Genomic DNA, 21,377 nt, shown 5'->3' with positions numbered 1-21,377 from the left:
GGAGGACACGGCATGGCAGCCGAACAGCAGGACACGGCAGTACCGGCGGCGGTGCGCGAGCAGCACCAGCTGCTCGCCGAGCAGATCGAGGAGCACCGCTTCCGGTACTACGTGAACGACCAGCCGGTCGTCAGCGACGCCGAGTTCGACAAGCTGCTGCGCTCGCTGGAGGCGCTGGAGGAGCAGTACCCGGAGCTGCGCACGCCCGACTCGCCCACCCAGAAGGTGGCCGGGGCGTACGAGACGGACTTCGCCTCCGTCGAGCACCGGGAGCGCATGCTCTCCCTCGACAACGCCTTCGACGACGAGGAACTGGCCGCCTGGGCCGAGCGGGTGGCCCGGGACGTCAACACCTCGGACTACCACTACCTGTGCGAGCTGAAGGTGGACGGCCTCGCCGTCAACCTCACCTACGAGAACGGCCGGCTCACCCGTGCCGCCACCCGCGGCGACGGCCGCACCGGTGAGGACATCACGCCCAACGTCCGCACCATCGCCGAGATCCCGGACCGCCTCAAGGGCGACCGGACCCCGGCCCTCGTCGAGATCCGCGGCGAGGTCTACTTCCCGATGGAGAAGTTCGAGGAGCTCAACGCCCGGCTCGTGGAGGCGGAGGGCAAGCCCTTCGCCAACCCGCGCAACGCCGCGGCCGGTTCGCTGCGGCAGAAGGACCCCAAGGTCACCGCCAGCCGCCCGCTGCACATGGTCGTCCACGGCATCGGCGCCCGCGAGGGCCTCTCGATCGAGCGCCAGTCGCAGGCGTACGAGCTGCTGCGCGAATGGGGCCTGCCGACCGCCCGGCACAACAAGGTGGTCGCCTCCCTCGCCGAGGTCCGCGCGTTCATCGCGGAGTTCGGCGAGAACCGGCACTCGGTGGAGCACGAGATCGACGGCGTGGTCGTCAAGCTCGACGAGATCGCCCTCCAGGGGCGGCTCGGTTCCACCGCGCGCGCCCCGCGCTGGGCGATCGCCTGGAAGTACGCACCCGAAGAGGTCAACACCAAGCTGATCGACATCAAGGTCGGCGTCGGCCGCACCGGGCGCGTCACCCCGTACGCGCAGGTGGAGCCGGTGACGGTGGCGGGCTCGGAGGTGGAGTTCGCCACCCTGCACAACCAGGAGGTCGTCAAGGCCAAGGGCGTGCTCATCGGGGACACGGTCGTGCTGCGCAAGGCGGGCGACGTCATCCCCGAGATCCTCGGGCCGGTGGTGGACCTGCGGGACGGCAGCGAGCGGGAGTTCGTGATGCCCGCCGAGTGCCCCGCGTGCGGGACGGCGCTGCGGCCCATGAAGGAGGGGGACATCGACGTCCGGTGCCCCAACGCCCAGACCTGCCCCGCCCAGCTGCGCGAGCGGCTCTTCTACCTGGGCGGCCGGCAGTCCCTGGACATCGAGAACTTCGGCATGGTGGCCGCGGCAGCGCTGACCGCCCCGCTGGAGCCGGCGCAGCCGCCCCTGCTCGACGAGGGCGACCTCTTCGGCCTGACCATCGAGCAGCTGCTGCCCATCAAGGCGTACGTCCTGGACCCGGACAGCGGCCTGCCCAAGCGGGACCCGAAGACGGGCGAGGAGAAGATCGTCACGGTCTTCGCCAACCAGAAGGGCGAGCCGAAGAAGAACGCCCTGGCCATGCTGGAGCACATCGCCGCCGCCAAGGAGCGCCCGCTCGCCCGCATCATCAACGGCCTGTCGATCCGTCACGTCGGCCCGGTCGCGGCCGAGGCCCTCGCCCGCGAGTTCCGTTCGATCGAGCGCATCGAGCAGGCCACCGAGGAGGAGCTGACCGCCACCGACGGGGTCGGGGCGATCATCGCCGCCTCCCTCAAGGAGTGGTTCGCCGTCGACTGGCACCAGGAGATCCTGCGCAAGTGGCGGGAGGCCGGGGTACGGATGGAGGAGGAAGGTTCCGCCGAGGAACAGGGGCCCCGTCCGCTGGAGGGGCTGACCGTCGTCGTCACCGGCACTTTGCAGAGCCACACGCGGGACGGCGCGAAAGAGGCCCTGCAGAGCCGCGGGGCCAAGGTCACCGGCTCCGTGTCGAAGAAGACCTCGTTCGTCGTCGTCGGCGACAACCCGGGCTCCAAGTACGACAAGGCCGTGCAGTTGAAGCTGTCCATCCTCGACGACGCCGGTTTCGCCGTGCTGCTGGAGCAGGGCCCGGACGCGGCGCGGGCGGCCGCGCTCCCGGTGGACGGCGGAGGCGAAGGGGAGTAATACCGGGTAGTACCGGGGAAAGCCCGCGAGGGGAATCGCCGAGGGGGAGTAGCGAAGGCGAACGGATGCGTGGCGTGCGGCCGTACGGGCGGGCGCACGCCAGGCGCGGCGGCCGGTGGTAAACGGCTGGTACAAGGCTGGTCGCAGGGCGGTGACCTGTCGGATCATCGGATGGGTGACGTGGGGGTCCTGGTCCAAACTCACCCGTTCGGCGGATACCGTACTGATGAGGATGGCTGGGTCGCATTCGGGCAACCACTGCCGACCGCTGCCCCTGGGAGCCTCGCGCGTCCTACTGTTGAGGGGTGCGCCTGTCGTGCACGGCTGCAGGATGCGATCCGGCCGTGGTGGCATGACATCGGGGCCATCGCGTGACATCGGCATCGCCGGCTGTGAGAGGTACGGGCATGAAACCCACCGAAAGCGCCGACCCGTCACCTGAATTCGGCGGGGAACTCCCGTCCATGCGGGCGGGCAGGCTCGGTGTCCTGGGTGCCAGGACACCGGAGACCCGACCGATCGACACCGACGCGGGCGGACAGGAACGGCGCGGCGTGCTGCCCTTCCTGGTCGTGGGCCTCTCGGTCGTGGTCCTCGGCGCCGGCATCGTGTCCGCGCTGAGCGGCCGTCACGCACTGTTCCCCGGCGGCACGGTCGGCTGGGCGCTGGCCCTGCTCACCGGCATCATCGTCGGCCACCTGGTCGCCCTGGGCCGCGACCGCTGGTGGGGCGGCACCGGATCCGGCGCCGCGCTCACCCTCGGCGTGCTCCTCCTCTACGGGTGGGTGCCCGCCGGCCTGGTCTCGCTGGCCGTCGTCTCCCTGGTCGGAGCCGCCCGCCGGCACCGCTGGCGGCAGGGGCTGCTGCACGGCTCCGTGGACATCCTCGGCATCAGCGCCGGGGCCCTCGTCCTCGCCGCCTTCGGGGTGGAACCCTCCGTCGAGACCCCCTGGCTGCCCACCACCTGGGAGCTGGAGGCGGTCCCCGAGGTGGTCCTCGTCGCCGTCGCCTACCTGCTCGTCACCCGGGTCCTGCTCTGGATCGCGCTGGCCCCGCGCGGCGGCGGCCTGCCCACCGTCGCCCGCACCGCCCTGCTCCGGCAGGCCTTAGTCGCGGTCGCGCTGCTCGGCATCGCCCCGCTGATCTGCGTCGTCGCGGTCACCCAGCCGGTCCTGCTGCCGCTGTTCGCCGTACCGCTGATCGCGCTGGACTCCACCCTGTGGATCGCCCGGGCGCGCGCCGAGGAACAGCTGCGGGACCCGCTGACCGGGCTCCCGAACCGGCAGTGGCTGCTGGAGCGCGCCTGGTCCGCCCTGGACGAGGCTGAACGTTTGGGCACCCGGGCAGCTCTTGTGCTGATCGACCTGGACCGCTTCCGGGCGGTCAACGACACCCTCGGCCACCTGGCGGGCGACCGCCTGCTCCTCCAGATCGCCGACCGGCTGCGCCAGGCCCTGCCCGAGGAAGCCGAGGCGGCCCGGCTCGGCGGCGACGAGTTCGCCGTGCTGCTCCCCGTCACCGACTCCACCACCAGCGCCCAGCGCGTCGCCCGCCACCTGGTCGCGGAGCTCAGCTCCCCGCTCGACCTGGACGGGCTCACCCTCGTCCTGGAGGCCAGCGCCGGCCTCGCCGTCTTCCCCGACCACGCGCTGGACGCGGAGGGGCTGCTGCGGCGCGCGGACGTGGCGATGTACCAGGCGAAGCGCGACCGGACGGGCGTGGAGGTGTACGAGTCCAAGCGGGACAGCAACACCCCCGACCGCCTGGGCCTCCTCGGCGACCTGCGCAGGGCCCTGGACGCAGGCGAAGTGGAACTCCACTACCAGCCGAAGGTCCGCTTCGACGGCCAGGTGGCCGGGCTCGAAGCGCTGGTCCGCTGGGTCCACCCGGAACGCGGGCGGGTGTCCCCGGACGAGTTCATCGCGATCGCCGAGACCTCCGGGCTGATGCCGCACCTGACGGAGTACGTCCTGGAGACCGCCCTCGCCCAGGTGGCACGGTGGCGGGCCCAGGGACTGAAGGTCCCGGTGGCCGTCAACGTCTCGCCGCGCGACGTCCACACCCCGGGCTTCGCGGGTGCGGTGGCCGCGCGACTGGCTCGCCACGGGGTCCCGGCGAGCGGGCTGCAGCTGGAGATAACGGAACACGTCCTGCTGGAGGACCCCCAGCGGGCGGCCGACACCATGGCCGGGCTCACCGGCCACGGCGTGAAGATGTCCCTGGACGACTTCGGCACGGGCTACTCCTCGCTGGTCCACCTGAGGCGGCTGCCGGTCAGCGAGCTGAAGATCGACCGCTCCTTCGTGGGCCGGCTCGCGGTCGACGCGCAGGACGCGGAGATCGTCCGCTGCACCGTGGACCTCGCGCACTCGCTGGGCCTGCTGGTCGTCGCCGAGGGCGTGGAGGACGACGAGACGTGGGAGCGGCTGCGGGACCTGGGCTGCGACGCCGTCCAGGGGTGGCTGGTCGCCGCCGCGATGCCGCCGCAGGAGGCCACCGCCTGGCTGCTGGCCCGCGGCGAACGCGGCTGGCGCCGCCCGGCCGACATCTCGGCGGAACTGGCCGCGGCCGAGGCCGACGCGGTCTGACTCCCGTCGGGTTGCGGTCGGGCTTGCGAGTGCCGCGCCGCTGCCGGGGCTCCGCCCCAGACCCCGCGCCTCAAACGCCGGCGAGGCTGAAATTGCCCTGCGGGCATTCCAGCCTCGTCAGGCGCAGGGTTGCTCTGCGCGCACTTCTGGGCCGGCGCCAGCCAAATCCAGCCCCGCCGGCGATTGAGGCGCGGGTCCGGGCGGCTCCCGGGAGGCTCTGCGCAGCGGCCCGCGCGGCGAACCCGGGGCGGGCCGGGCCAAACCGTTTCGCAGGCCGGGCGCCGGGCCCCATAGGATTGGGTCCGAAACCAAACATCCACCCACCCCCAGAGGATCGCTGCATGCCTGGCATTACGCGCGAGGAGGTCGTCCACCTCGCTCGGCTGGCGCGCCTTGAGCTGTCCAGCAACGAGCTGGATCACTTCGCCGGACAGCTCGGCGACATCATCGGCGCGGTCGCCCGCGTTTCCGAGGTCGCCGACCAAGACGTCCCGCCGACCTCCCACCCGCTGCCGCTGACGAACGTCATGCGCGCGGACGAGGTCCGTCCGTCGCTCACCCCCGAGCAGGCGCTCTCCGGTGCTCCCGCCCAGGAGCAGCAGCGTTTCAAGGTGCCGCAGATCCTGGGGGAGGACTAACAGCCATGGTCGACATCATCAAGCTCACGGCCGCCGAGACCGCCGAGAAGATCGCCTCCGGCGAGCTCACGGCCGTCGAGGTGACCGAGGCCCACCTGGCCCGCATCGACGCCACCGACGAGAAGGTCAACGCCTTCCTGCACGTGGACCGCGAGGGCGCCCTCGCGCAGGCCCGCGCCGTCGACGCCAAGCGCGAGCGCGGCGAGAAGCTCGGCCCGCTGGCCGGCGTCCCGCTGGCCCTCAAGGACATCTTCACCACCGTCGGGGTCCCGACCACCGTCGGTTCGAAGATCCTCGAAGGCTGGATCCCGCCGTACGACGCCACCCTGACGCGCAAGCTGAAGGAAGCCGACGTCGTCATCCTCGGCAAGACCAACATGGACGAGTTCGCCATGGGGTCCTCCACCGAGAACAGCGCCTACGGCCCCACCGGCAACCCCTGGGACCTCACCCGGATCCCCGGCGGCTCCGGCGGTGGCTCCGCGGCAGCCCTCGCCGCCTTCCAGGCCCCGCTGGCCATCGGCACGGACACCGGCGGCTCCATCCGCCAGCCCGCCGCCGTCACCGGCACGGTCGGCGTGAAGCCCACGTACGGCGGCGTCTCCCGCTACGGCATGGTCGCCTTCTCCTCCTCCCTCGACCAGGGCGGGCCCTGCGCCCGTACGGTCCTGGACGCGGCGCTCCTGCACGAGGTCATCGCGGGCCACGACCCGATGGACTCCACCTCCATCGACGCCCCGGTCCCGCCGGTCGTCGAGGCCGCCCGCAACGGCTCGGTCGCCGGCATGCGCGTCGGTGTGGTCAAGCAGTTCGCCGGCGAGGGCTACCAGGCCGGCGTCGTCCAGCGCTTCAACGAGTCGGTGGAGCTCCTCAAGGAGCTCGGCGCCGAGATCGTCGAGCTGGACTGCCCCTCCTTCGACCTCGCGATGGCCGCGTACTACCTGATCGCGCCGTCCGAGTGCTCCTCGAACCTGGCCCGCTTCGACGCCATGCGCTACGGCCTGCGCGTCGGCGACGACGGCACCAAGTCCGCCGAGGACGTCACCGCCCTGACCCGCGAAGCCGGCTTCGGCGACGAGGTCAAGCGCCGCATCATCCTCGGCACGTACGCGCTCAGCTCCGGCTACTACGACGCGTACTACGGCTCCGCCCAGAAGGTCCGCACCCTCATCTCGCAGGACTTCGAGAAGTCCTTCGAGCAGGTCGACGTGATCGTCTCCCCGACGACCCCGACCACCGCCTTCCCGATCGGTGAGCGCACCGACGACCCGCTGGCGATGTACCTCGCGGACCTGTGCACCATCCCGACCAACCTGGCCGGCAACTCCGCCATGTCGCTCCCCTGCGGCCTGGCCCCGGAGGACGGTCTCCCGGTCGGGCTGCAGATCATCGCCCCGGCGATGAAGGACGACCGGCTCTACAAGGTCGGTGCCGCCGTCGAGGCCGCCTTCGTCGCGCGTTGGGGTCACCCGCTGCTTGAGGAGGCACCGTCGCTGTGAGCACCAGTGCACTGTCCAAGGCCAAGGGCTTCAAGAAGTCCAAGACCGGGACCTACCTGTCGATCGGCACCACCGCCTTCGGCGCCCTGAGCGTGATCAAGCAGGTCAAGAAGGCCCGCGTCGAGCACGACACGCTCAAGCTGATCGACGCCGCCGTGTCCGCCGCCGCCATCGTCACCGGCCTCGCGATCCTGTACCGCGAGCTGAAGCGCCTGGGCGACGACGACGTCCTGCTGGGCTGAGAGGGAAAGTTTCACCGTGACCTTCACCGAACTGCTGTCGTACGAGGACGCTCTCGCCTCGTTCGACCCCGTCATGGGCCTCGAGGTCCATGTCGAGCTCGGCACCAAGACGAAGATGTTCTGCGGCTGCTCCACGGAGCTGGGCGCCGAGCCCAACTCGCAGACGTGCCCCACCTGCCTCGGCCTGCCCGGCTCGCTCCCGGTCGTCAACGCGATCGGCATCGAGTCCGCCATCAAGATCGGCCTCGCGCTGAACTGCGAGATCGCCGAGTGGTGCCGCTTCGCCCGGAAGAACTACTTCTATCCGGACATGCCGAAGAACTTCCAGACCTCCCAGTACGACGAGCCCATCGCCTTCAACGGCTACCTGGACGTCCAGCTGGAGGACGGCGAGATCTTCCGCGTGGAGATCGAGCGCGCCCACATGGAGGAGGACACCGGCAAGTCGCTGCACGTCGGCGGCGCCACCGGCCGTATCCACGGCGCGTCCCACTCCCTGCTGGACTACAACCGCGCCGGCATCCCGCTCATCGAGATCGTCACCAAGCCGATCGAGGGCGCGGGCGTACGGGCCCCCGAGGTCGCCAAGGCGTACGTCGCCGAGCTGCGCGAGGTCATCAAGGCGCTCGGCGTCTCCGAGGCCCGCATGGACAAGGGCCAGATGCGCTGCGACGTGAACCTGTCGCTGCGCCCGACCCCCGAGTCCGAGTTCGGCACCCGCTCGGAGACCAAGAACGTCAACTCCCTGCGTTCCGTCGAGCGCGCGGCCCGCTTCGAGATCCAGCGCCACGCGGCGGTGCTCTCGTCGGGCGGCTCGATCGTGCAGGAGACCCGGCACTTCCACGAGGAGGACGGCTCCACCACGGCCGGCCGCATCAAGGACAACGCCGAGGACTACCGGTACTTCCCGGAGCCCGACCTGGTGCCCGTGGCCCCGGCCCGCGCCTGGGTCGAGGAGCTGCGCGGAGCGCTGCCCGAGATGCCGCGCGTGCGCCGCAACCGGCTCCGCGAGGAGTGGGGCGTCACCGAGCACGACATGCAGTCGATCCTCAACGCGGGCGCCGTGGACTCCATCGTCGCCACGATCGAGGCGGGTGCCGACTCGGCCGCCGCGCGCAAGTGGTGGATGGGCGAGCTGGCCCGCAACGCCAACGAGCAGGGCGTCGTGGTCGACGAGCTGCCGATCACCCCGGCCCAGGTGGCCCGGGTCGCGGCCCTGGTCGCGGACGGTTCGCTCAACGACAAGCTGGCCCGCAAGGTCCTCGAAGGCGTCCTCGCCGGCGAGGGCACCCCGGACGAGGTCGTCGAGAAGCGCGGCCTGAAGGTCGTCTCGGACGAGGGCGCGCTCGGCGCGGCCGTGGACGAGGCCATCGCGGGCAACGCGGCCATCGCGGACAAGATCCGCGGTGGCAAGATCGCCGCCGTCGGCGCCCTGGTCGGCGCGGTCATGAAGACCACCCGCGGCCAGGCCGACGCCGCGCGCGTCAAGGAGCTCATCCTGGAGCGCCTGGGCGTCTCCGAATAGGCCTCCGCACGCTGCACCAGACGACGGCCCCGTACCGGATTTCCGGTACGGGGCCGTCGCCGTTGCCGCAGCCGTCAGACTGTGCGCGGGGTGATCACCGTGCAACGGGCGCGGGACCGGAAGGAGTCGGGGGGTGCGCCGGTGGAGATCGGTGCGATCGTCATCGCGGTGGCGGGCGTCGCGGGCACACTGGGCGGCGCGCTGCTCACACAGCGGGGCGCGGAGCGCACGAAGCGCCGCGAGATTGAGCTCGTGCGCGCCCACGAGGAGAAACGCGAGAACCAGGCGTTGCGGCGCACCGGTTACGTGGACCTCAACCGCGACGCCCGGCAGTTCACCACCGCACTCAACCGGCATCTGCACACCCTGCGGGAACGCGGGATCGAGGACGCCGACCGAGCCGCGCTCGATGCCGCGAAGGACGCCTTCCGCGACAGGTACTCCGAGGCGCAGATGATCGCCCCGGACACTGTCCTCGCGCCCGCGGCGCGGGTCCACCACGCCCTGACCGCCGTCTACGGGCAGGTGAAGCGTCTGGAGCGGGGCACGCCGGAGCCGGGGGAGTCGATGGACTCGGCGGTGGAGGCGCAGCAGGCGATCTGGGACCCGCTCCGCGAGATGCGGGCGGCCATGCGCGCCGACCTCGGCGTGGACTGAGAACACGGAAGGCGCCCTCGCCGGCGAGGGCATCCCGGACGAGGTCGTCGAGGAGCGCGGCCTGAAGGTCGTCCCGGACGAGGGCTGAGCGTGAACGAAGGGCGCCCCGTGCCGGTTTCGTGCCGGTGCGGGGCGCCCTTGCGTGTATCCGGGCTCAGCGCTTCAGGGTGGGGCTGGCGAGGACGACGTACCCGTCCTTGAGACCGCAGGTGTCCTCCACCCGGATCCGCAGCCGCAGGGCGCCCTTGACCTCCACCGTCTTGGAGACCGGCTTGCCCAGGGCGACCTCCTCGTTGAAGAGGGCGGGCTGGTCGTCGATGGAGACGGAGATGCGGCCCCGCTCGACGGGCGAGTTGTCGGCGATCCCGGCCGTGAACTCCAGCGTGGACCAGGCCCGGTTGAGATTGAACTCGGCGGACGAAGTCTGCGAACAGTCCGCGACGAAGGAGCTGCCGTAGGACTTGGTGTTCAGCGTGGCGGCCTCCACCCGCAGGCCGTTCAGCCCGTCGATGGGCTGGAGGTTCGTCAGGTCCGCCATGCTGCTCGCCGGTGCGGTGCCGGGGTCGCTCGGCCCCGGACTGCCCGAGGGACCGGACCCGCTGCCCGGCGGGTTCGACGGGGTGGCGCGCGAGGCCGAGGGCGTCGGATCGGCGGGAGCGCTGGTGGCGCCCCCGGCGCTCGGGGTGGAGCCGCCCGCCCGGACACCCCCGTCCTTGTCCTTGTCCTTGTCGCCCAGCAGCTGTACGCCGACCACCGCGAGGGCGGCCAGCACCAGCACCGTGGCCGCCGAGCCCAGGACCAGGCCGGTCCGCCGCTTCTTCGGGCGCACGGGCTCCGGCGGGGTCGGGACCGGTGCCGGTGCCGCTGCCGGTGCCGGGTTCAGGTTGTACGTCGGCCCGTACCCGGCGGGCACGGCCGACGGGACCGGCTCCGGCCCCGCCGTCGGCGCCGGATCCGGCACCGTCTCCGGGGCGGTCGCCCGGTCCGGTACCGGGGCGGACTCCGGTGGCGCCGCAGCCGCGTGCGCGATCGGGGTGTACGCGGACGGCGCCGCCACCGGCGGCGGGCTCGCGGGCTGCGGCGGCACCGCGGGCTGCGGTGGGGCGGCCGGGCGCGGCGGGGTCTCCGGGACGGCCCGCTGCGAGGTGGAGGTCGTCGTGGACACCACCGCGTGCCGGACGTCCTTCATCCAGCCCGCCAGGTTCACCGGCCGCTTCCCCGGGTCGGCCGCGTAGATCGAGGCGATCCGCGCCCGCTGCTCGGCGTCCAGCACGGCGATCTGCGGCAGCGCCGTCAGCGCGTGCGCCAGCTGCTCCGGCGTGGCGGGCGGCGACTGCCCGCTCAGCAGGAAGTAGGCGATCGCCCCGAAGGCGTACCGGTCCGTGCCCGGCGTCCGCTTGCCGTCGAAGACCTCGGGTGCCGCGTAGCCCGGGGTGAACCAGACCTCCGCCGTCTGGTGGTCGGCGGTCAGCTTGCTGAGGCCGAAGTCCACGAGCGTGGCCTGCCCGTGGGCGTCGACCATCACGTTGCCGGGGGAGAGGTCGCCGTGGACGACCTGGCGCCCGGACGGGGTGGCCTTCCCCGAGTGCAGCCAGTCCAGTACGTCGGCCAGCTGCTCCAGGGTGCGCATCACCTCGCGCCGCTCGGCGGCGCTTGCGAGCGTCCGCTCGGCCCGCCAGTCCCGCAGGTCCAGGCCGTCGACGTGGTTCATCACGAGGACGAGCGCCCGCCCCGTCAGGGTCGAGGACTCCCCGGGCCGGTGGATCGGCGGACCCTCGAAGTGCTCGCGTACGCCCACGACGCCGGGCCGGTGGACGAAGCGCAGCAGTTCGGCCTGCTCGTTCCACTTCTGGCTGATGCGGTCGAAGATGTCGGGCGTGATGGTCGTCTTGGAGTCGAGCACCTTGACGACCACGGGCTCGGATCCGCCGGCGAGCTCGATCTCCGCAAGATAGAGCACGGCCTCCCCGCCACGCCCGATCGACCGGAGCAGGCGGTACCGGTCCGCCGCCGAGTCCGGTCCGATGTGCAGGTTCTGACTGGTCAATGTCCCCCACCTCAACACAGTTTGAGAGGGCATCAGCTTCCCGGGCGATACGTGTGGGGTCAATCGGAATCGGAAATCCCCGTGAGAAGCGCGGCCGGGCGCCCTGCGGGCGGAACCGCCCGCAGGGCAGGGTTCCGCTCGCCGGACGCCCGGCCGAGGGGGTGGATCCGTCAGCGGGCCGCCGGCGCGTCGAAGAACGCCAGCCGGGCCGGCTTCGCCGGGAGGTAGACCTCGGGCAGGTCGATCTCGGGGAGGACGACCTCCGGTCCGAGCACGAAGCCGGTGCGCTCCATGCGGGCGATGGCCTTGGTGTTGCGGGCGTCCGGTTCGACGACCAGGCGCCGCGCGGCGCCGTCGGAGAACACGAACCCGATGAAGACGTCCATCAGGGCCCCGGTGAAACCGCGTTCGGCCGTACCCTCGGTCGGGCCGATCAGCAGGTGCGCGCCGACGTCCCCGGGCCGGACCTCGTAGCACTCGCTGACCCGGTCCTCGGCGCAGTCGTACGTCTGGAACAGCGCGACCCGCACACCGTCGCGGCTGACCATGAAGGCGTGGTGGGTGGTGCGGCGGTCGACGTCCTCGTAGATCTCCTGGACCAGTTCGCGGCTGGCCTCGCCCATGCCCCAGAAGCGGGCGCGCTCCTGGGTGACCCAGCTGTGGATCAGGGCGGAGTCGGCGGCCGGGTCGACGGGGGTGATGGTGATGGTGCCGAAGCCCTCGACGACACAGGTGTGCACGGGCTGTCTGACGGAGGGGGCGGAGGTCATATCGATTCCTTGGTGAGACGGGTCCAGTCGGTGACGACGGGGACGAGTTCGCATGCGGCCCACAGGGGGAGCTGGTCGCGGTGGTGGGGTGAGCCGGTGACGCCGTCCGCGCCCAGGGGGACCGCCCAGAGGCTGTCCTCGCGGCGGGCGAGGTCCCAGACGTAACGGGCCGCCGACGCGCGGGCGGTGAGGTCGGTGAAGCCGGGGACGGTGGAGGTGGCGTTCACGCAGTCGTGGTCGCCGCCGAGCCCGGGCCACTGCGCGGCCTCCGGGTCGGGCACGGCCTGCCAGGGGGTCAGGCGGTGCACCTCGGACCAGGGGGTGTCGGGGGTGCCGGCCGCGGCCGTCTCCTCCAGGGCGGCCCGGACGTGCGCCGCACGGTCGAGGCCGGGGACGAGGGAGGTGGTGAGCAGGCCTTCGAGGGCGTAGCCGATCTTCGGGACCAGGTACAGCCACGGATGGAAGACGGCCGGGCCGGTGGGCGCGCCCCACAGCCCCTCGAAGACCGGGTCGGCGGCGAAGCGGCGTACGGTCGCGCTGCGGAAGGCCGAGAAGACGGTGGCGTCGGTGCTGTCGGCCGCCATGTGCCGGTCCCAGGCGAGCAGTCGGGTGCGCAGGGCCTGAGCCGCCGGGGTCAGGTCCTCGAAGGCGGGCAGCAGGGCGAGCAGGGGCGCGGCCGAGGCCAGGTGGGTGTCCCGGTGTACGTCGGCCATCGCCTTCGGGGTCCAGTCCGCGGAGCCGCTGAGCAGCTCGCGGATGCGGTTGGCGCGGTGCGGGGGCGCGAACTCGACGCCGAGCGGGGAGGCGATCCCGCGCGCGTTGGCCATCACGGCGAAGCCCTGCACGGGCTCGGCGGGGGTCGGGGCCCAGCCCTGCCAGGCGTGCTGCGGGTCCCAGGCGGGCACGGGGCGCAGCCGGTTGGCCCGGTGGCGCAGCGGCACTGCGCCGGCGACGCGGTGCAGCAGGCCGCCCTCGGTGTCGGCGGCGTGGACGACGTTGACCGGCTCGGCCCAGCCGTCGAAGGCGCGGTCGATGTCGGCGACCGTACGGGCGCGCAGGAGCGCGGGGAGGGCGGCGAAGCCCAGGTCCCGGCGGACCCGGGGCGGGTAGCGCAGGGAGAGCGTCTGCGCGCTGCCGTCGGCGTGGGCCTCGGCGTGCGCGTCGGCCCCGGTGTCCCCGTCCGCGTGGATGATCACGGGGCCGCGGGCGGTCTCCAGGACCTCCACCTCGACGTCCTCGCCACCGGCCACGGTGATGGTCTCGGTGTGGCGGGCGACGGGCTCCCAGGCGCCGTCCGCGCCGAGGGCCTCGACGACGCCGTCGGCACTGCGGCGCAACTGCTCGACGTACAGGTCCTGGTAGTCGGACATCGCATTGGTGATCGCCCAGGCGGCGGTGCCGGTGTGACCGAAGTGGCCGAGGCCGGGGACGCCGGGGACGGCCAGGCCGAGGACGTCGTAGTCCGGGCAGGAGAGACGTATCTGCTGGTAGACGCCCGGGTCCTCGATGAACCGGTGCGGGTCGCCCGCGATGATCGCCGAGCCGGAGGTGGTGCGGTCGCCCGGCACCAGCCAGCCGTTGCTGCCGGCGGTGCCGGGGCCGTCGGTGGCGAAGAGGGTGACCGCCTCGTCGCCGAGGGCGCGGGCCACGCGCTCGCGCCACAGCTTGGTGGCGAAGCCGGCGAACAGGATGTGGGTGGCGATCCAGATGGCGAGCGGGACCCACGGCTCCCAGGGGGTGGGGGTGAGGCCGGTGCGGGCGAAGCGCTCGTCGCGGGCGGCGCCGGCGGCGAGCCCGTCGTTGACGCCGTCCACGTACGCGCGGACCCAGGCGGCGGTGCCGGGATCGTCGGCTTCCATGGCCTCGTGGCAGAGGCGGGCGGTGTCGGCGAGGCGGCACTGGCGGACGAAGCGGTCCCAGCCGACGGAGTCCGCGCCGAGGAAGGAGGCGCTGGAGCCCTGGGCGCGTTGCCGTTCGACCTCCAGCTGCCAGGCGCGGTCGAAGGCGGTGACGCGGCCCTGCGCGTAGGCGAGTCGGAGCTCGTCGGATGCGCGGAGGTGGGGAATGCCCCAGGGGTCGCGGAAGACCTCATACGATTCGGAGGTCTCCGAGTCGTTCTCGCTGCTCACACTGCTCACGCTGCTCACACTCTTCCCCAGGGTGCATTAGGTTAGGCTGCCCTAACTATAGACGCGCACAGGGGAGGGGCTGGACATGGCTGTCGGCAAGGGCTGGGAGGGCGTGGTCCTGAAGCTCATGCGGGGCAAGGACTTCACGTTCACGGTCACGGGGGCGGAAGACGTCACGGAGCACTACCGCCGGGTGTACTTCACCGACGGCGGGCTGCTGGCGGCCGCAGGCGAGTCGCTGCACCCGACGATGTGGGTGCGGGTCTGGTTCGAGGGCGCGGGCCGTCCGCACCAGCGGGCCTACACCCTCGTCGACCCGGACCCCGAAGCGGGCACCTTCTGCTTCGAGTTCGCCCTGCACGACGGGGTCGCCAGCGCCTGGGCGCGCGGCGCCCGGCCGGGCGACACCATCGAGGCCACCGTCCAGGGCACCGGATTCACCGGCCCGGTCCCGGCCCCCGAGCGCCTGCTCGTCATCGGCGACCCGGCCTCCCTCCCGGCGGTCAACTCGCTGATGGACGCCTACCCGCAGACCCCGGCGACCCTCTGGTTCGAGACGCAGCACGCCTCGGACGCGGAACTGCCGGTCCGCGGGGACGCGGACCTGCGCGACGTCCGCCGCGTACCGCGGGGCGGCACGGCGCTGGCCGACCGGGTCCGGGCCGAACTCCCCGAGCTGCTCGGCGACCCGGAGTCGGCGTACGTCTGGCTCGCCTGCGACACGGTGACGACGCGCGCCCTGACGGCGTACCTGCGCAAGGACCTCGCGCTGCCGAAGCAGCGGGTGAACGGTCTCGGCTACTGGCGGCCGGGCACCGGCGGCTGAGCCGGAGCGCCGGTCGGCCGCGCCGCTCGGGGGTCGGTTGTGCCGGTTGGCTGCGCCGCTTGGGCGGGGTCGGTGTGGGGGTCGGTTGGGCCGGGGCCGGGCGCGCGCCGGGGCGTCTCCTCGGACGCCGAACGTGACGAGGGGTCGGAGAGCGGAGCCCCGAGGCGTTCGGCGCCCTGCGGGGATCACCTCGACACACACCCGACCCCGACACACACCCGACCCCGGCCCAACGGCCTAGGCGCCGGTGGCGCCGTCGAGCGCCTCGCGGAGGAAGTCGGCGTGGCCGTTGTGGCGGGCGTACTCGTGGATGAGGTGGAGCATGACCAGGCGCAGCGAGGCCTCCTCCTCCCAGCTCGGCACGTACGCCGTCACGTCCAGCGAGTCGGCGGCGGACTCGATCCGGCGGGCGTGCGCGACCTCGTCCCGCCAGGCGGTGAAGGCCTCGGTGCGGTTGGAGCCGGAGGCGTCGTAGGCGGCCTGGAAGTCGTGGGTGTCCGACCACAGGTGCGGGAGCTCCTCGCGGTTCAGGACGCGCCGGAACCAGTGCCGCTCGACCTCGGCCATGTGCCGGACCAGCCCCAGCAGGGACAGCGTGGACGGGGGCATCGCGCTCCGGCGCAACTGCTCGTCGGTGAGGCCCTCGCACTTCCAGGCGAGGGTGGCCCGGTGGTAGTCGAGAAACGCCCGGAGGGTCTCGCGCTCGTTGCCGGTCAGGGGCGGGCTGATGCGTTCCATGCGGGCGATCCTGCCCGTTGATCCCGGGCCGGGGAACCCCGTCGGGCAGGCGCCGTCCGTGAGCGGGCACACGAGCGGCGCCCTCGTACGGGGCCGGACCGCCCGGCGTCAGCTGCCCGGCGGTCCGGCCCCGTCGGCGGCGGACCGGACCTCCCCGCCGCAGCTCAGGCGGCGCCGGCGGCCGTCCACATGTACGGCACCGTCACGCCCAGGACCCCGAAGCCCAGCCGCTCCAGGATCGGGCGGCTGTCGTCCGAGGCGTCCACCTGGAGGTACGGGATGCCGCGCTCCGCCGCGACGCGGGCGCGGTGCGCCACCAGCAGGCGGTAGATGCCCCGGCCGCGCCACTGCGGGATCGTGCCGCCGCCCCAGAGGCCCGCGAAGGCCGTCCCCGGCCGCATCTCCATCCGGGCCGCGCTCACCGGGGTGTCGCCCGCCATCGCCAGCACCGCGGCGATGCACTCCGGCTCGTTGCGCAGCTGGTCGAGCAGATGCTCGCGGATCCGCGGCCGCTCGACTCCGAAGGCCCCCGCGTGGACCTCCATCATCAGGTCGACGCCGGCCTCGTCCGTCACCACCCGCAGCGTGATCCCCTCGGGCGGCTCCACCGGCAGCCGAGCGAGCTCGGCCGCCCGCCCCACCATCAGGGTCTCCGGCGGCTCCGGTACGAAACCGGCCGCCCGCAGCCGTGCCCCGAGATCAGCCGGCGCGTCGTAGTCGTACAGCTTCCACTCGAACTCGGGACATCCGCGTCCCGCGAAGAACTCCACCTGCGCGGCGATCTCCGCGTCCGCGCTCTCCTCGTCGAGGTCCGACCAGAGCACGCCGTTCCACCCGAGCCCGGGCATGCTGTGCCGTACGACCCGGCCCGCCCGCTCCACCCGGGCCTGGGCGCTGTCCGACTGCGCCCCCTCGCGCATCTCGGCGTCGTAGCGGGCGCGCACCTTCAGAAGTTCGTCAAGATCCATCGTCATCGTCCCAGCTCACCAGTGTCCGGCCGTCCGCCACAACTGCATTAGCCTCACCCCGTGAACGACGACTCCACCATCTACACCGGCAAGGCCACCCCCGACGCCGCCGCCGACCGCGGCTGGCTGCTGGGCCACTTCAAGGACCCGGGCGATCCCCGTCACAGCGAGGACGTGGAGATCAAATGGGGTGTCCACCCGAAGGGCGACGAACGGGAGCGGTGGGCGACCGCCGAGCGGCGCACCGCACTGCTGGTCCTGATCAGCGGGCGCTTCCGGCTGGAGTTCCCGGGGCGGACCGTCGTCCTCGCCGAGCAGGGGGACTACGTGCTCTGGGGCCGCGGCGTCGACCACTCCTGGTACGCCGAGGAGGACGCGGTGGTCCTCACCGTCCGCTGGCCCTCGATCCCCGGCTACCGGGTGGACGAGCCTTCCCGAACCTCCTGTGACGATGCACACGAAACGGGCCAACGATCACGAAACGCTGAGATCGTGTAGGTGTAGACCATCTGGGCCCAAACCCCCGGGGCGATCCCCCGGGCCGCCGGCCCGGTCCCGGTCTTCACGAGTTCATGCGTTCTTTGCGACGGGCCGCCTCCCGGTGAAGACCCGAACCATCAGGGAGCACGTCCGTTGGCAGGAATCGCACGCTGGTGCATGCGCCATCGTCTCCTCACCGTCCTGATCTGGCTGCTCGCACTCGGTGGGACAGCGGCGGCCGCAGGCACCGCCGGAACGGCGTTCTCCAACGACTACGGGGTCCCCGGCACCGAGTCCGGCAAGGCGAACGACCTCCTCCGCGAGGGCTTCCACGGCCAGGGCGGCGACACCGACACCATCGTGTGGCGGGCCCCGGACCATCAGAGCGCGCGCACCCCGGACATCGAGCAGCGCATGACCCGGGCACTCGACGCCGTCGCCGCGCTCCCGGGCGTCGGCTCCGTCGCCGGACCCTACGGGCCCGGCCCCGAGAGCGCCGCACGGATCAGCCCCGACGGGCGCACCGCCTATGCCGTGGTGACCTTCGACCAGCACGCGGACTCCGTACCCAAGGCCCAGGCCAGGGCCGTCGTCGACGCGGTGAAGAACCCCACCACCGAGGCCGACGGGCTCCAGGTCGAACTGGGCGGCCGCGCCATCCAGCTCACCGAGGCCCCCACCGCACACCTCGCCGAGGTCATCGGCGTGGCCGTCGCGGCACTGGTCCTCTTCCTCGCCTTCGGCTCGCTCGCCGCGAGCCTGCTGCCCATAGCGACCGCCCTGGTCAGCGTGGGCACCGCCTATTTCGGCATCACCCTCCTCGGGCACGCGATGCCCGTCGCCGACTTCGCACCGATGCTCGGCACCCTCATCGGCCTCGGCGTCGGCATCGACTACGCGCTCTTCATCGTCACCCGGCACCGCAAGGGCCTCGCGCGCCGCCTCCCCGTCGAGGAGGCGGCCGAGAACGCCGTCGCCACCACCGGCCGGGCCGTCGTCTTCGCCGGGGCCACCGTCTGCATCGCCCTGCTCGGCATGCTCGTGCTGCGGCTGAACTTCCTCAACGGCGTCGCGACAGCGGCCTGCGTGACGGTCGTGCTGACGGTCGCCGCCTCGGTCACCCTGCTGCCCGCCCTCTTCTCGTACATGGGAACGCGCGCCCTCTCTGGCCGCGAGCGCCGCAGGCTCGCCGCCGAAGGCCCGCGGCCCGCACAGCCCTCCGGCTTCGCCGCCCGCTGGTCCGTCTTCGTGGAACGCCACCCCAAACTGCTCGGCCTCGTCGCCACCGCGGTCATGCTGGTGCTGGCCCTGCCCACCCTCTCGCTCCACCTGGGCACCTCCGACCAGGGAAACAACCCGGCCACCTCCACCACCCGCAAGGCCTACGACCTGCTGGCGGACGGGTTCGGTCCCGGCACGAACGGCCCGCTCACCGTCGTCGCCCGGCTGGACGGCGCCGGCGACCGGCTCGCCGTCGACCACCTGGCGCAGGCGCTCCGTACGACCGAGGGCGTCGCCTCCACCGGCCCCGCCGTCCTCAACCGCAGCGGGGACACCGCCGTCCTGACCGTCGTACCGGACTCCGCCCCCCAGTCCCGGGCCACGAGCGACCTCGTCGACACCCTCCGCCAGGACGTCATCCCGCGCGCCGGGCACGGCAACTCCATGGAGGTCCACGTCGGCGGGGTGACCGCCGCCTACGACGACTTCGCCGAGGTCATCATCGGCAAGCTGCCGCTCTTCGTCGGCGTGGTCATCGCGCTCGGCTGCGTGCTCCTGCTGCTGGCCTTCCGGTCCATCGGCATCCCGGTGAAGGCGGCGGCCATGAACGTCGCCGCCGTCGCCTCCTCCTTCGGCGTCGTGGTCGCGATCTTCCAGTGGGGCTGGGGGAGCGAACTGCTGGGGCTCGGCAGCGCCGGACCCATCGAACCCTTCCTCCCCGTGATCATGGTGTCCGTCCTCTTCGGACTGTCCATGGACTACCAGGTCTTCCTCGTCAGCCGGATGTACGAGGAATGGCTGGAGACCGGCGACAACCGGCGGGCCGTGCGCGTGGGCCTCGCCGAGACCAGCCGGGTCATCAACTCGGCGGCCGTGATCATGATCTCCGTCTTCCTCGCCTTCGTCCTCAGCGGCGACCGGACCATCGCGATGTTCGGGATCGCACTCGCGGCGGCCGTGGCCCTCGACGCCTTCGTGCTGCGCACCCTCCTCGTCCCGGCCCTCATGCACATGCTCGGCGGCGCCAACTGGTGGCTGCCCGCCTGGCTCGACCGGCGGCTGCCCAGGATCAGCATCGAGCCCCCCGAATGCCGCCCGCATGCGAAACTTCCGGCACAGCGGTCCGCCGCGGTCCCCGCCACGAGCGAGGACGGCGCCGAGCCCGCCACCACCTCCCGGTGATCCGGCCACCCGCCGTCCGAGACCCAAGGAAGACCGCGCATGTTCTCGATAGACCTCGCCGACGACGCCCAGCTGTTCCCGCTTGAGGCCCGGCACGCCGAGGAGTTCTTCGCCCACATCGAACGCGGCCGGGAGTTCATCGGCCAGTACGTCGGCTTCCCGGACCGCTCGCCCGACCTCGACTCCGCCAGGGCCTTCCTGGCCAAGTACGCCGTGAAGGCGGGCGAGGACGGCGCCCGCTTCTTCGGCATCCGGCTCGACGGCACCCTCGTGGGCGGGGTCCTCTTCCCCGCCTTCGACGCGGACGGCGGCAACTGCGAGATCGGCTGCTGGCTGGAGCCCGCCGCGGCCGGCCGCGGCCTCGTGACCAAGGCCTGCCAGGTCCTGATCGACTACGCCTTCGGCGAGCGCGGCATGCACCGCGTCGAGTGGCACGCCGCCACCGGCAACAAGAAGAGCCTCGCCGTGGCCGAGCGCCTCGGCATGACCCGGGAAGGCGTCATGCGGGAGAACTACCTGCACCGCGGCGTCCGCCAGGACACCGAGGTCTGGTCGCTCCTCGCCCACGAGTGGTCCGCGGCCCGCTCCGCCTAGACCGCATCGACCGGCCGCCGGTCCGGGCCCCGCCGACCGCGGGGCCCTTTGTGGCCACAACCAGCGGATTCTCAGAAAACTCTCAGACAGGGCGCCTACGGTGCCCCGCATGGACACCACGAAGACCCCCGCCGCGAACGCCACCGAGGCGGACGCCACCCCGGTCGACCTCGACAAGACCGAGGCCGCCCAGCCCGCCGAGGCCGAAGCCGACTCCGTACGCACCGACGCGGACCCGGAGGACGAGACCTTCGCCGAGGACGCGGACGAGGACGAGGCGCAGACCGCGCAGCCGAGCCACGTCGGCTCCGCCGCCTCCGCGATCGTCGCCGCGGGGCTCGGCGTCGTCGCCCTCAGCGGCAGCTGGGTCGCCGGCATCGTGTCCGAGCGCGCGAGCGTCGCCGCCCGGCTGGAACTGAGCCAGGCCGCCGACGCCAACGCGCAGATCGCCGCCCAGTTCGTCGACCCGTGGCACACCACCGCGATGGTGAACGGCGTCTTCTCCGCCCTCGCCCTGATCATCGCCACCTTCGTGCTGGCCCTCCCCGCCTTCAGCACCCCCGAGCGCGTCCTCCCCACCTGGGTGCGGTCCGTCTCCTGGGCGGGCATCGGCCTGGGCGCCCTCGGCGTACTCCTCTTCGTCCTCATGTACTTCGACCTCCTCCTCGCCATCCCGAAGGCGGCGGGCGCGGGCGCCTAAGCAGTGCCTTAGGTCCTCACGGACCGGTCCGGGGCTCCACGGCCCCGGACTAAGGCCCCCCGCCCCCGGCAGATGCGGCATGCGACCGATGTGCCGGCACCCCCTGGGACGCGAATCTTGGATCACACCGAACGAGGTGCCCGAGAAACGCCACCAGGGAGTACGAGATGTTCGAGTACGAGATCGCCGCCACCACCCGCACCACCGACCTCCTCCGCGAGGCCGCCGCGTACCGCACCGTCCGGGACGCCGGAGCGCGCCGCGCCTCCTTGCGCGGCCTCGAACCGCGAGGGTCGGTGAGAGCACTCCGGAGCCGCTTCGCCCGCACCGCGGGCCACGCGCCCCGCACCGCCTGAACC

The 21,377-nt window shown here is 72.4% G+C and carries 18 protein-coding genes; 13 read left to right on the top strand and 5 right to left on the bottom strand.

Annotation, left to right across the window (positions count from 1 at the left end; genetic code table 11):
- Positions 1-12 precede the first annotated feature (12 nt).
- The 7 genes from ligA to AB0D29_RS15160 all read left to right on the top strand — a co-directional run bounded on the left by ligA (position 13) and on the right by AB0D29_RS15160 (position 9,363).
- Positions 13-2,214, top strand: a complete 2,202-nt coding sequence (gene ligA / locus AB0D29_RS15190; RefSeq protein WP_362854467.1) for an NAD-dependent DNA ligase LigA — start codon at positions 13-15, stop codon at positions 2,212-2,214.
- Positions 2,215-2,621: 407 nt separating this feature from the next.
- On the top strand, positions 2,622-4,802 hold the full coding sequence (locus AB0D29_RS15185; RefSeq protein ID WP_362854466.1) for a bifunctional diguanylate cyclase/phosphodiesterase: 2,181 nt from the start codon (positions 2,622-2,624) through the stop codon (positions 4,800-4,802).
- A 341-nt stretch (positions 4,803-5,143) separates the two neighbouring features.
- On the top strand, positions 5,144-5,440 hold the full coding sequence (gatC, locus tag AB0D29_RS15180; protein WP_030010586.1) for an Asp-tRNA(Asn)/Glu-tRNA(Gln) amidotransferase subunit GatC: 297 nt from the start codon (positions 5,144-5,146) through the stop codon (positions 5,438-5,440).
- 5 nt (positions 5,441-5,445) lie between these two features.
- Positions 5,446-6,939, top strand: a complete 1,494-nt coding sequence (gatA, locus tag AB0D29_RS15175; RefSeq protein ID WP_351287528.1) for an Asp-tRNA(Asn)/Glu-tRNA(Gln) amidotransferase subunit GatA — start codon at positions 5,446-5,448, stop codon at positions 6,937-6,939.
- Positions 6,936-7,181: a hypothetical protein gene (locus AB0D29_RS15170; protein WP_356878288.1), complete on the top strand. Its 246-nt coding sequence runs from the start codon at positions 6,936-6,938 to the stop codon at positions 7,179-7,181. The genes gatA and AB0D29_RS15170 overlap by 4 nt, the downstream gene beginning before the upstream one ends.
- 16 nt (positions 7,182-7,197) lie before the next feature.
- Positions 7,198-8,706: an Asp-tRNA(Asn)/Glu-tRNA(Gln) amidotransferase subunit GatB gene (gatB, locus tag AB0D29_RS15165; RefSeq protein ID WP_362854465.1), complete on the top strand. Its 1,509-nt coding sequence runs from the start codon at positions 7,198-7,200 to the stop codon at positions 8,704-8,706.
- Between the two features lie 90 nt (positions 8,707-8,796).
- Positions 8,797-9,363, top strand: coding sequence for a hypothetical protein (locus AB0D29_RS15160; RefSeq protein ID WP_362854464.1), 567 nt, complete (start codon positions 8,797-8,799; stop codon positions 9,361-9,363).
- Between the two features lie 154 nt (positions 9,364-9,517).
- On the opposite strand, the gene AB0D29_RS15155 is transcribed toward AB0D29_RS15160, so the two are convergent.
- The 3 genes from AB0D29_RS15155 to AB0D29_RS15145 all read right to left on the bottom strand — a co-directional run bounded on the left by AB0D29_RS15155 (position 9,518) and on the right by AB0D29_RS15145 (position 14,309).
- Positions 9,518-11,410, bottom strand: coding sequence for a protein kinase (locus AB0D29_RS15155; protein ID WP_362854463.1), 1,893 nt, complete (start codon positions 11,408-11,410; stop codon positions 9,518-9,520).
- A gap of 170 nt (positions 11,411-11,580) precedes the next feature.
- Positions 11,581-12,180, bottom strand: coding sequence for a GNAT family N-acetyltransferase (locus AB0D29_RS15150; protein ID WP_362854462.1), 600 nt, complete (start codon positions 12,178-12,180; stop codon positions 11,581-11,583).
- The gene (locus tag AB0D29_RS15145; RefSeq protein WP_362854699.1) at positions 12,177-14,309 is read right to left on the bottom strand and encodes a penicillin acylase family protein; all 2,133 of its coding nucleotides are present in this window, start codon (positions 14,307-14,309) and stop codon (positions 12,177-12,179) included. The genes AB0D29_RS15150 and AB0D29_RS15145 overlap by 4 nt, the downstream gene beginning before the upstream one ends.
- An 85-nt stretch (positions 14,310-14,394) precedes the next feature.
- Here AB0D29_RS15145 and AB0D29_RS15140 point away from each other — a divergent pair, with 85 nt between their 5' ends.
- Positions 14,395-15,135, top strand: coding sequence for a siderophore-interacting protein (locus tag AB0D29_RS15140; RefSeq protein ID WP_362854461.1), 741 nt, complete (start codon positions 14,395-14,397; stop codon positions 15,133-15,135).
- A 237-nt stretch (positions 15,136-15,372) separates the two neighbouring features.
- Here AB0D29_RS15140 and AB0D29_RS15135 read toward each other — a convergent pair whose 3' ends face one another.
- Entirely contained in the window at positions 15,373-15,873 is a 501-nt protein-coding gene (locus AB0D29_RS15135; RefSeq protein ID WP_362854460.1) for a DinB family protein, read from the bottom strand.
- A gap of 164 nt (positions 15,874-16,037) precedes the next feature.
- Positions 16,038-16,841, bottom strand: coding sequence for a GNAT family N-acetyltransferase (locus AB0D29_RS15130; RefSeq protein WP_362854697.1), 804 nt, complete (start codon positions 16,839-16,841; stop codon positions 16,038-16,040).
- Positions 16,842-16,901: 60 nt separating this feature from the next.
- Here AB0D29_RS15130 and AB0D29_RS15125 point away from each other — a divergent pair, with 60 nt between their 5' ends.
- The 5 genes from AB0D29_RS15125 (at position 16,902) to AB0D29_RS15105 (ending at position 21,374) form a co-directional block, all read left to right on the top strand.
- The gene (locus AB0D29_RS15125; protein WP_362854459.1) at positions 16,902-17,339 is read left to right on the top strand and encodes a signal peptidase I; all 438 of its coding nucleotides are present in this window, start codon (positions 16,902-16,904) and stop codon (positions 17,337-17,339) included.
- Between the two features lie 135 nt (positions 17,340-17,474).
- Positions 17,475-19,724 (top strand): MMPL family transporter, encoded by a 2,250-nt coding sequence (locus AB0D29_RS15120; protein ID WP_362854458.1) that lies wholly within the window; start codon positions 17,475-17,477, stop codon positions 19,722-19,724.
- Between the two features lie 39 nt (positions 19,725-19,763).
- The gene (locus tag AB0D29_RS15115) at positions 19,764-20,318 is read left to right on the top strand and encodes a GNAT family protein (RefSeq protein ID WP_362854457.1); all 555 of its coding nucleotides are present in this window, start codon (positions 19,764-19,766) and stop codon (positions 20,316-20,318) included.
- A gap of 109 nt (positions 20,319-20,427) precedes the next feature.
- Entirely contained in the window at positions 20,428-21,018 is a 591-nt protein-coding gene (locus AB0D29_RS15110; RefSeq protein WP_362854455.1) for a hypothetical protein, read from the top strand.
- A gap of 167 nt (positions 21,019-21,185) precedes the next feature.
- Positions 21,186-21,374: a hypothetical protein gene (locus AB0D29_RS15105; protein ID WP_362854453.1), complete on the top strand. Its 189-nt coding sequence runs from the start codon at positions 21,186-21,188 to the stop codon at positions 21,372-21,374.
- Positions 21,375-21,377: the final 3 nt, after the last annotated feature.

It is taken from the genome of Streptomyces sp. NPDC048424 (assembly GCF_040651555.1).
Lineage (GTDB): Bacteria > Actinomycetota > Actinomycetes > Streptomycetales > Streptomycetaceae > Streptomyces.
The sequence above is the reverse complement of the archived record's forward strand: the minus strand, read 5'-3'. Positions and strand labels throughout refer to the sequence as shown.

Excerpts from the sequence above, each read along its gene's own strand:
- AB0D29_RS15105 (WP_362854453.1), top strand. The coding sequence starts at position 21,186 with ATGTTCGAGTACGAGATCGCCGCCACCACCCGCACCACCGACCTCCTC.
- gatA (WP_351287528.1), top strand. The coding sequence starts at position 5,446 with ATGGTCGACATCATCAAGCTCACGGCCGCCGAGACCGCCGAGAAGATC.
- AB0D29_RS15115 (WP_362854457.1), top strand. The coding sequence starts at position 19,764 with ATGTTCTCGATAGACCTCGCCGACGACGCCCAGCTGTTCCCGCTTGAG.
- ligA (WP_362854467.1), top strand. The coding sequence starts at position 13 with ATGGCAGCCGAACAGCAGGACACGGCAGTACCGGCGGCGGTGCGCGAG.
- AB0D29_RS15130 (WP_362854697.1), bottom strand. The coding sequence starts at position 16,841 with ATGGATCTTGACGAACTTCTGAAGGTGCGCGCCCGCTACGACGCCGAG.
- gatC (WP_030010586.1), top strand. The coding sequence starts at position 5,144 with ATGCCTGGCATTACGCGCGAGGAGGTCGTCCACCTCGCTCGGCTGGCG.
- AB0D29_RS15135 (WP_362854460.1), bottom strand. The coding sequence starts at position 15,873 with ATGGAACGCATCAGCCCGCCCCTGACCGGCAACGAGCGCGAGACCCTC.
- AB0D29_RS15140 (WP_362854461.1), top strand. The coding sequence starts at position 14,395 with ATGGCTGTCGGCAAGGGCTGGGAGGGCGTGGTCCTGAAGCTCATGCGG.
- AB0D29_RS15185 (WP_362854466.1), top strand. The coding sequence starts at position 2,622 with ATGAAACCCACCGAAAGCGCCGACCCGTCACCTGAATTCGGCGGGGAA.
- AB0D29_RS15150 (WP_362854462.1), bottom strand. The coding sequence starts at position 12,180 with ATGACCTCCGCCCCCTCCGTCAGACAGCCCGTGCACACCTGTGTCGTC.
- AB0D29_RS15110 (WP_362854455.1), top strand. The coding sequence starts at position 20,428 with ATGGACACCACGAAGACCCCCGCCGCGAACGCCACCGAGGCGGACGCC.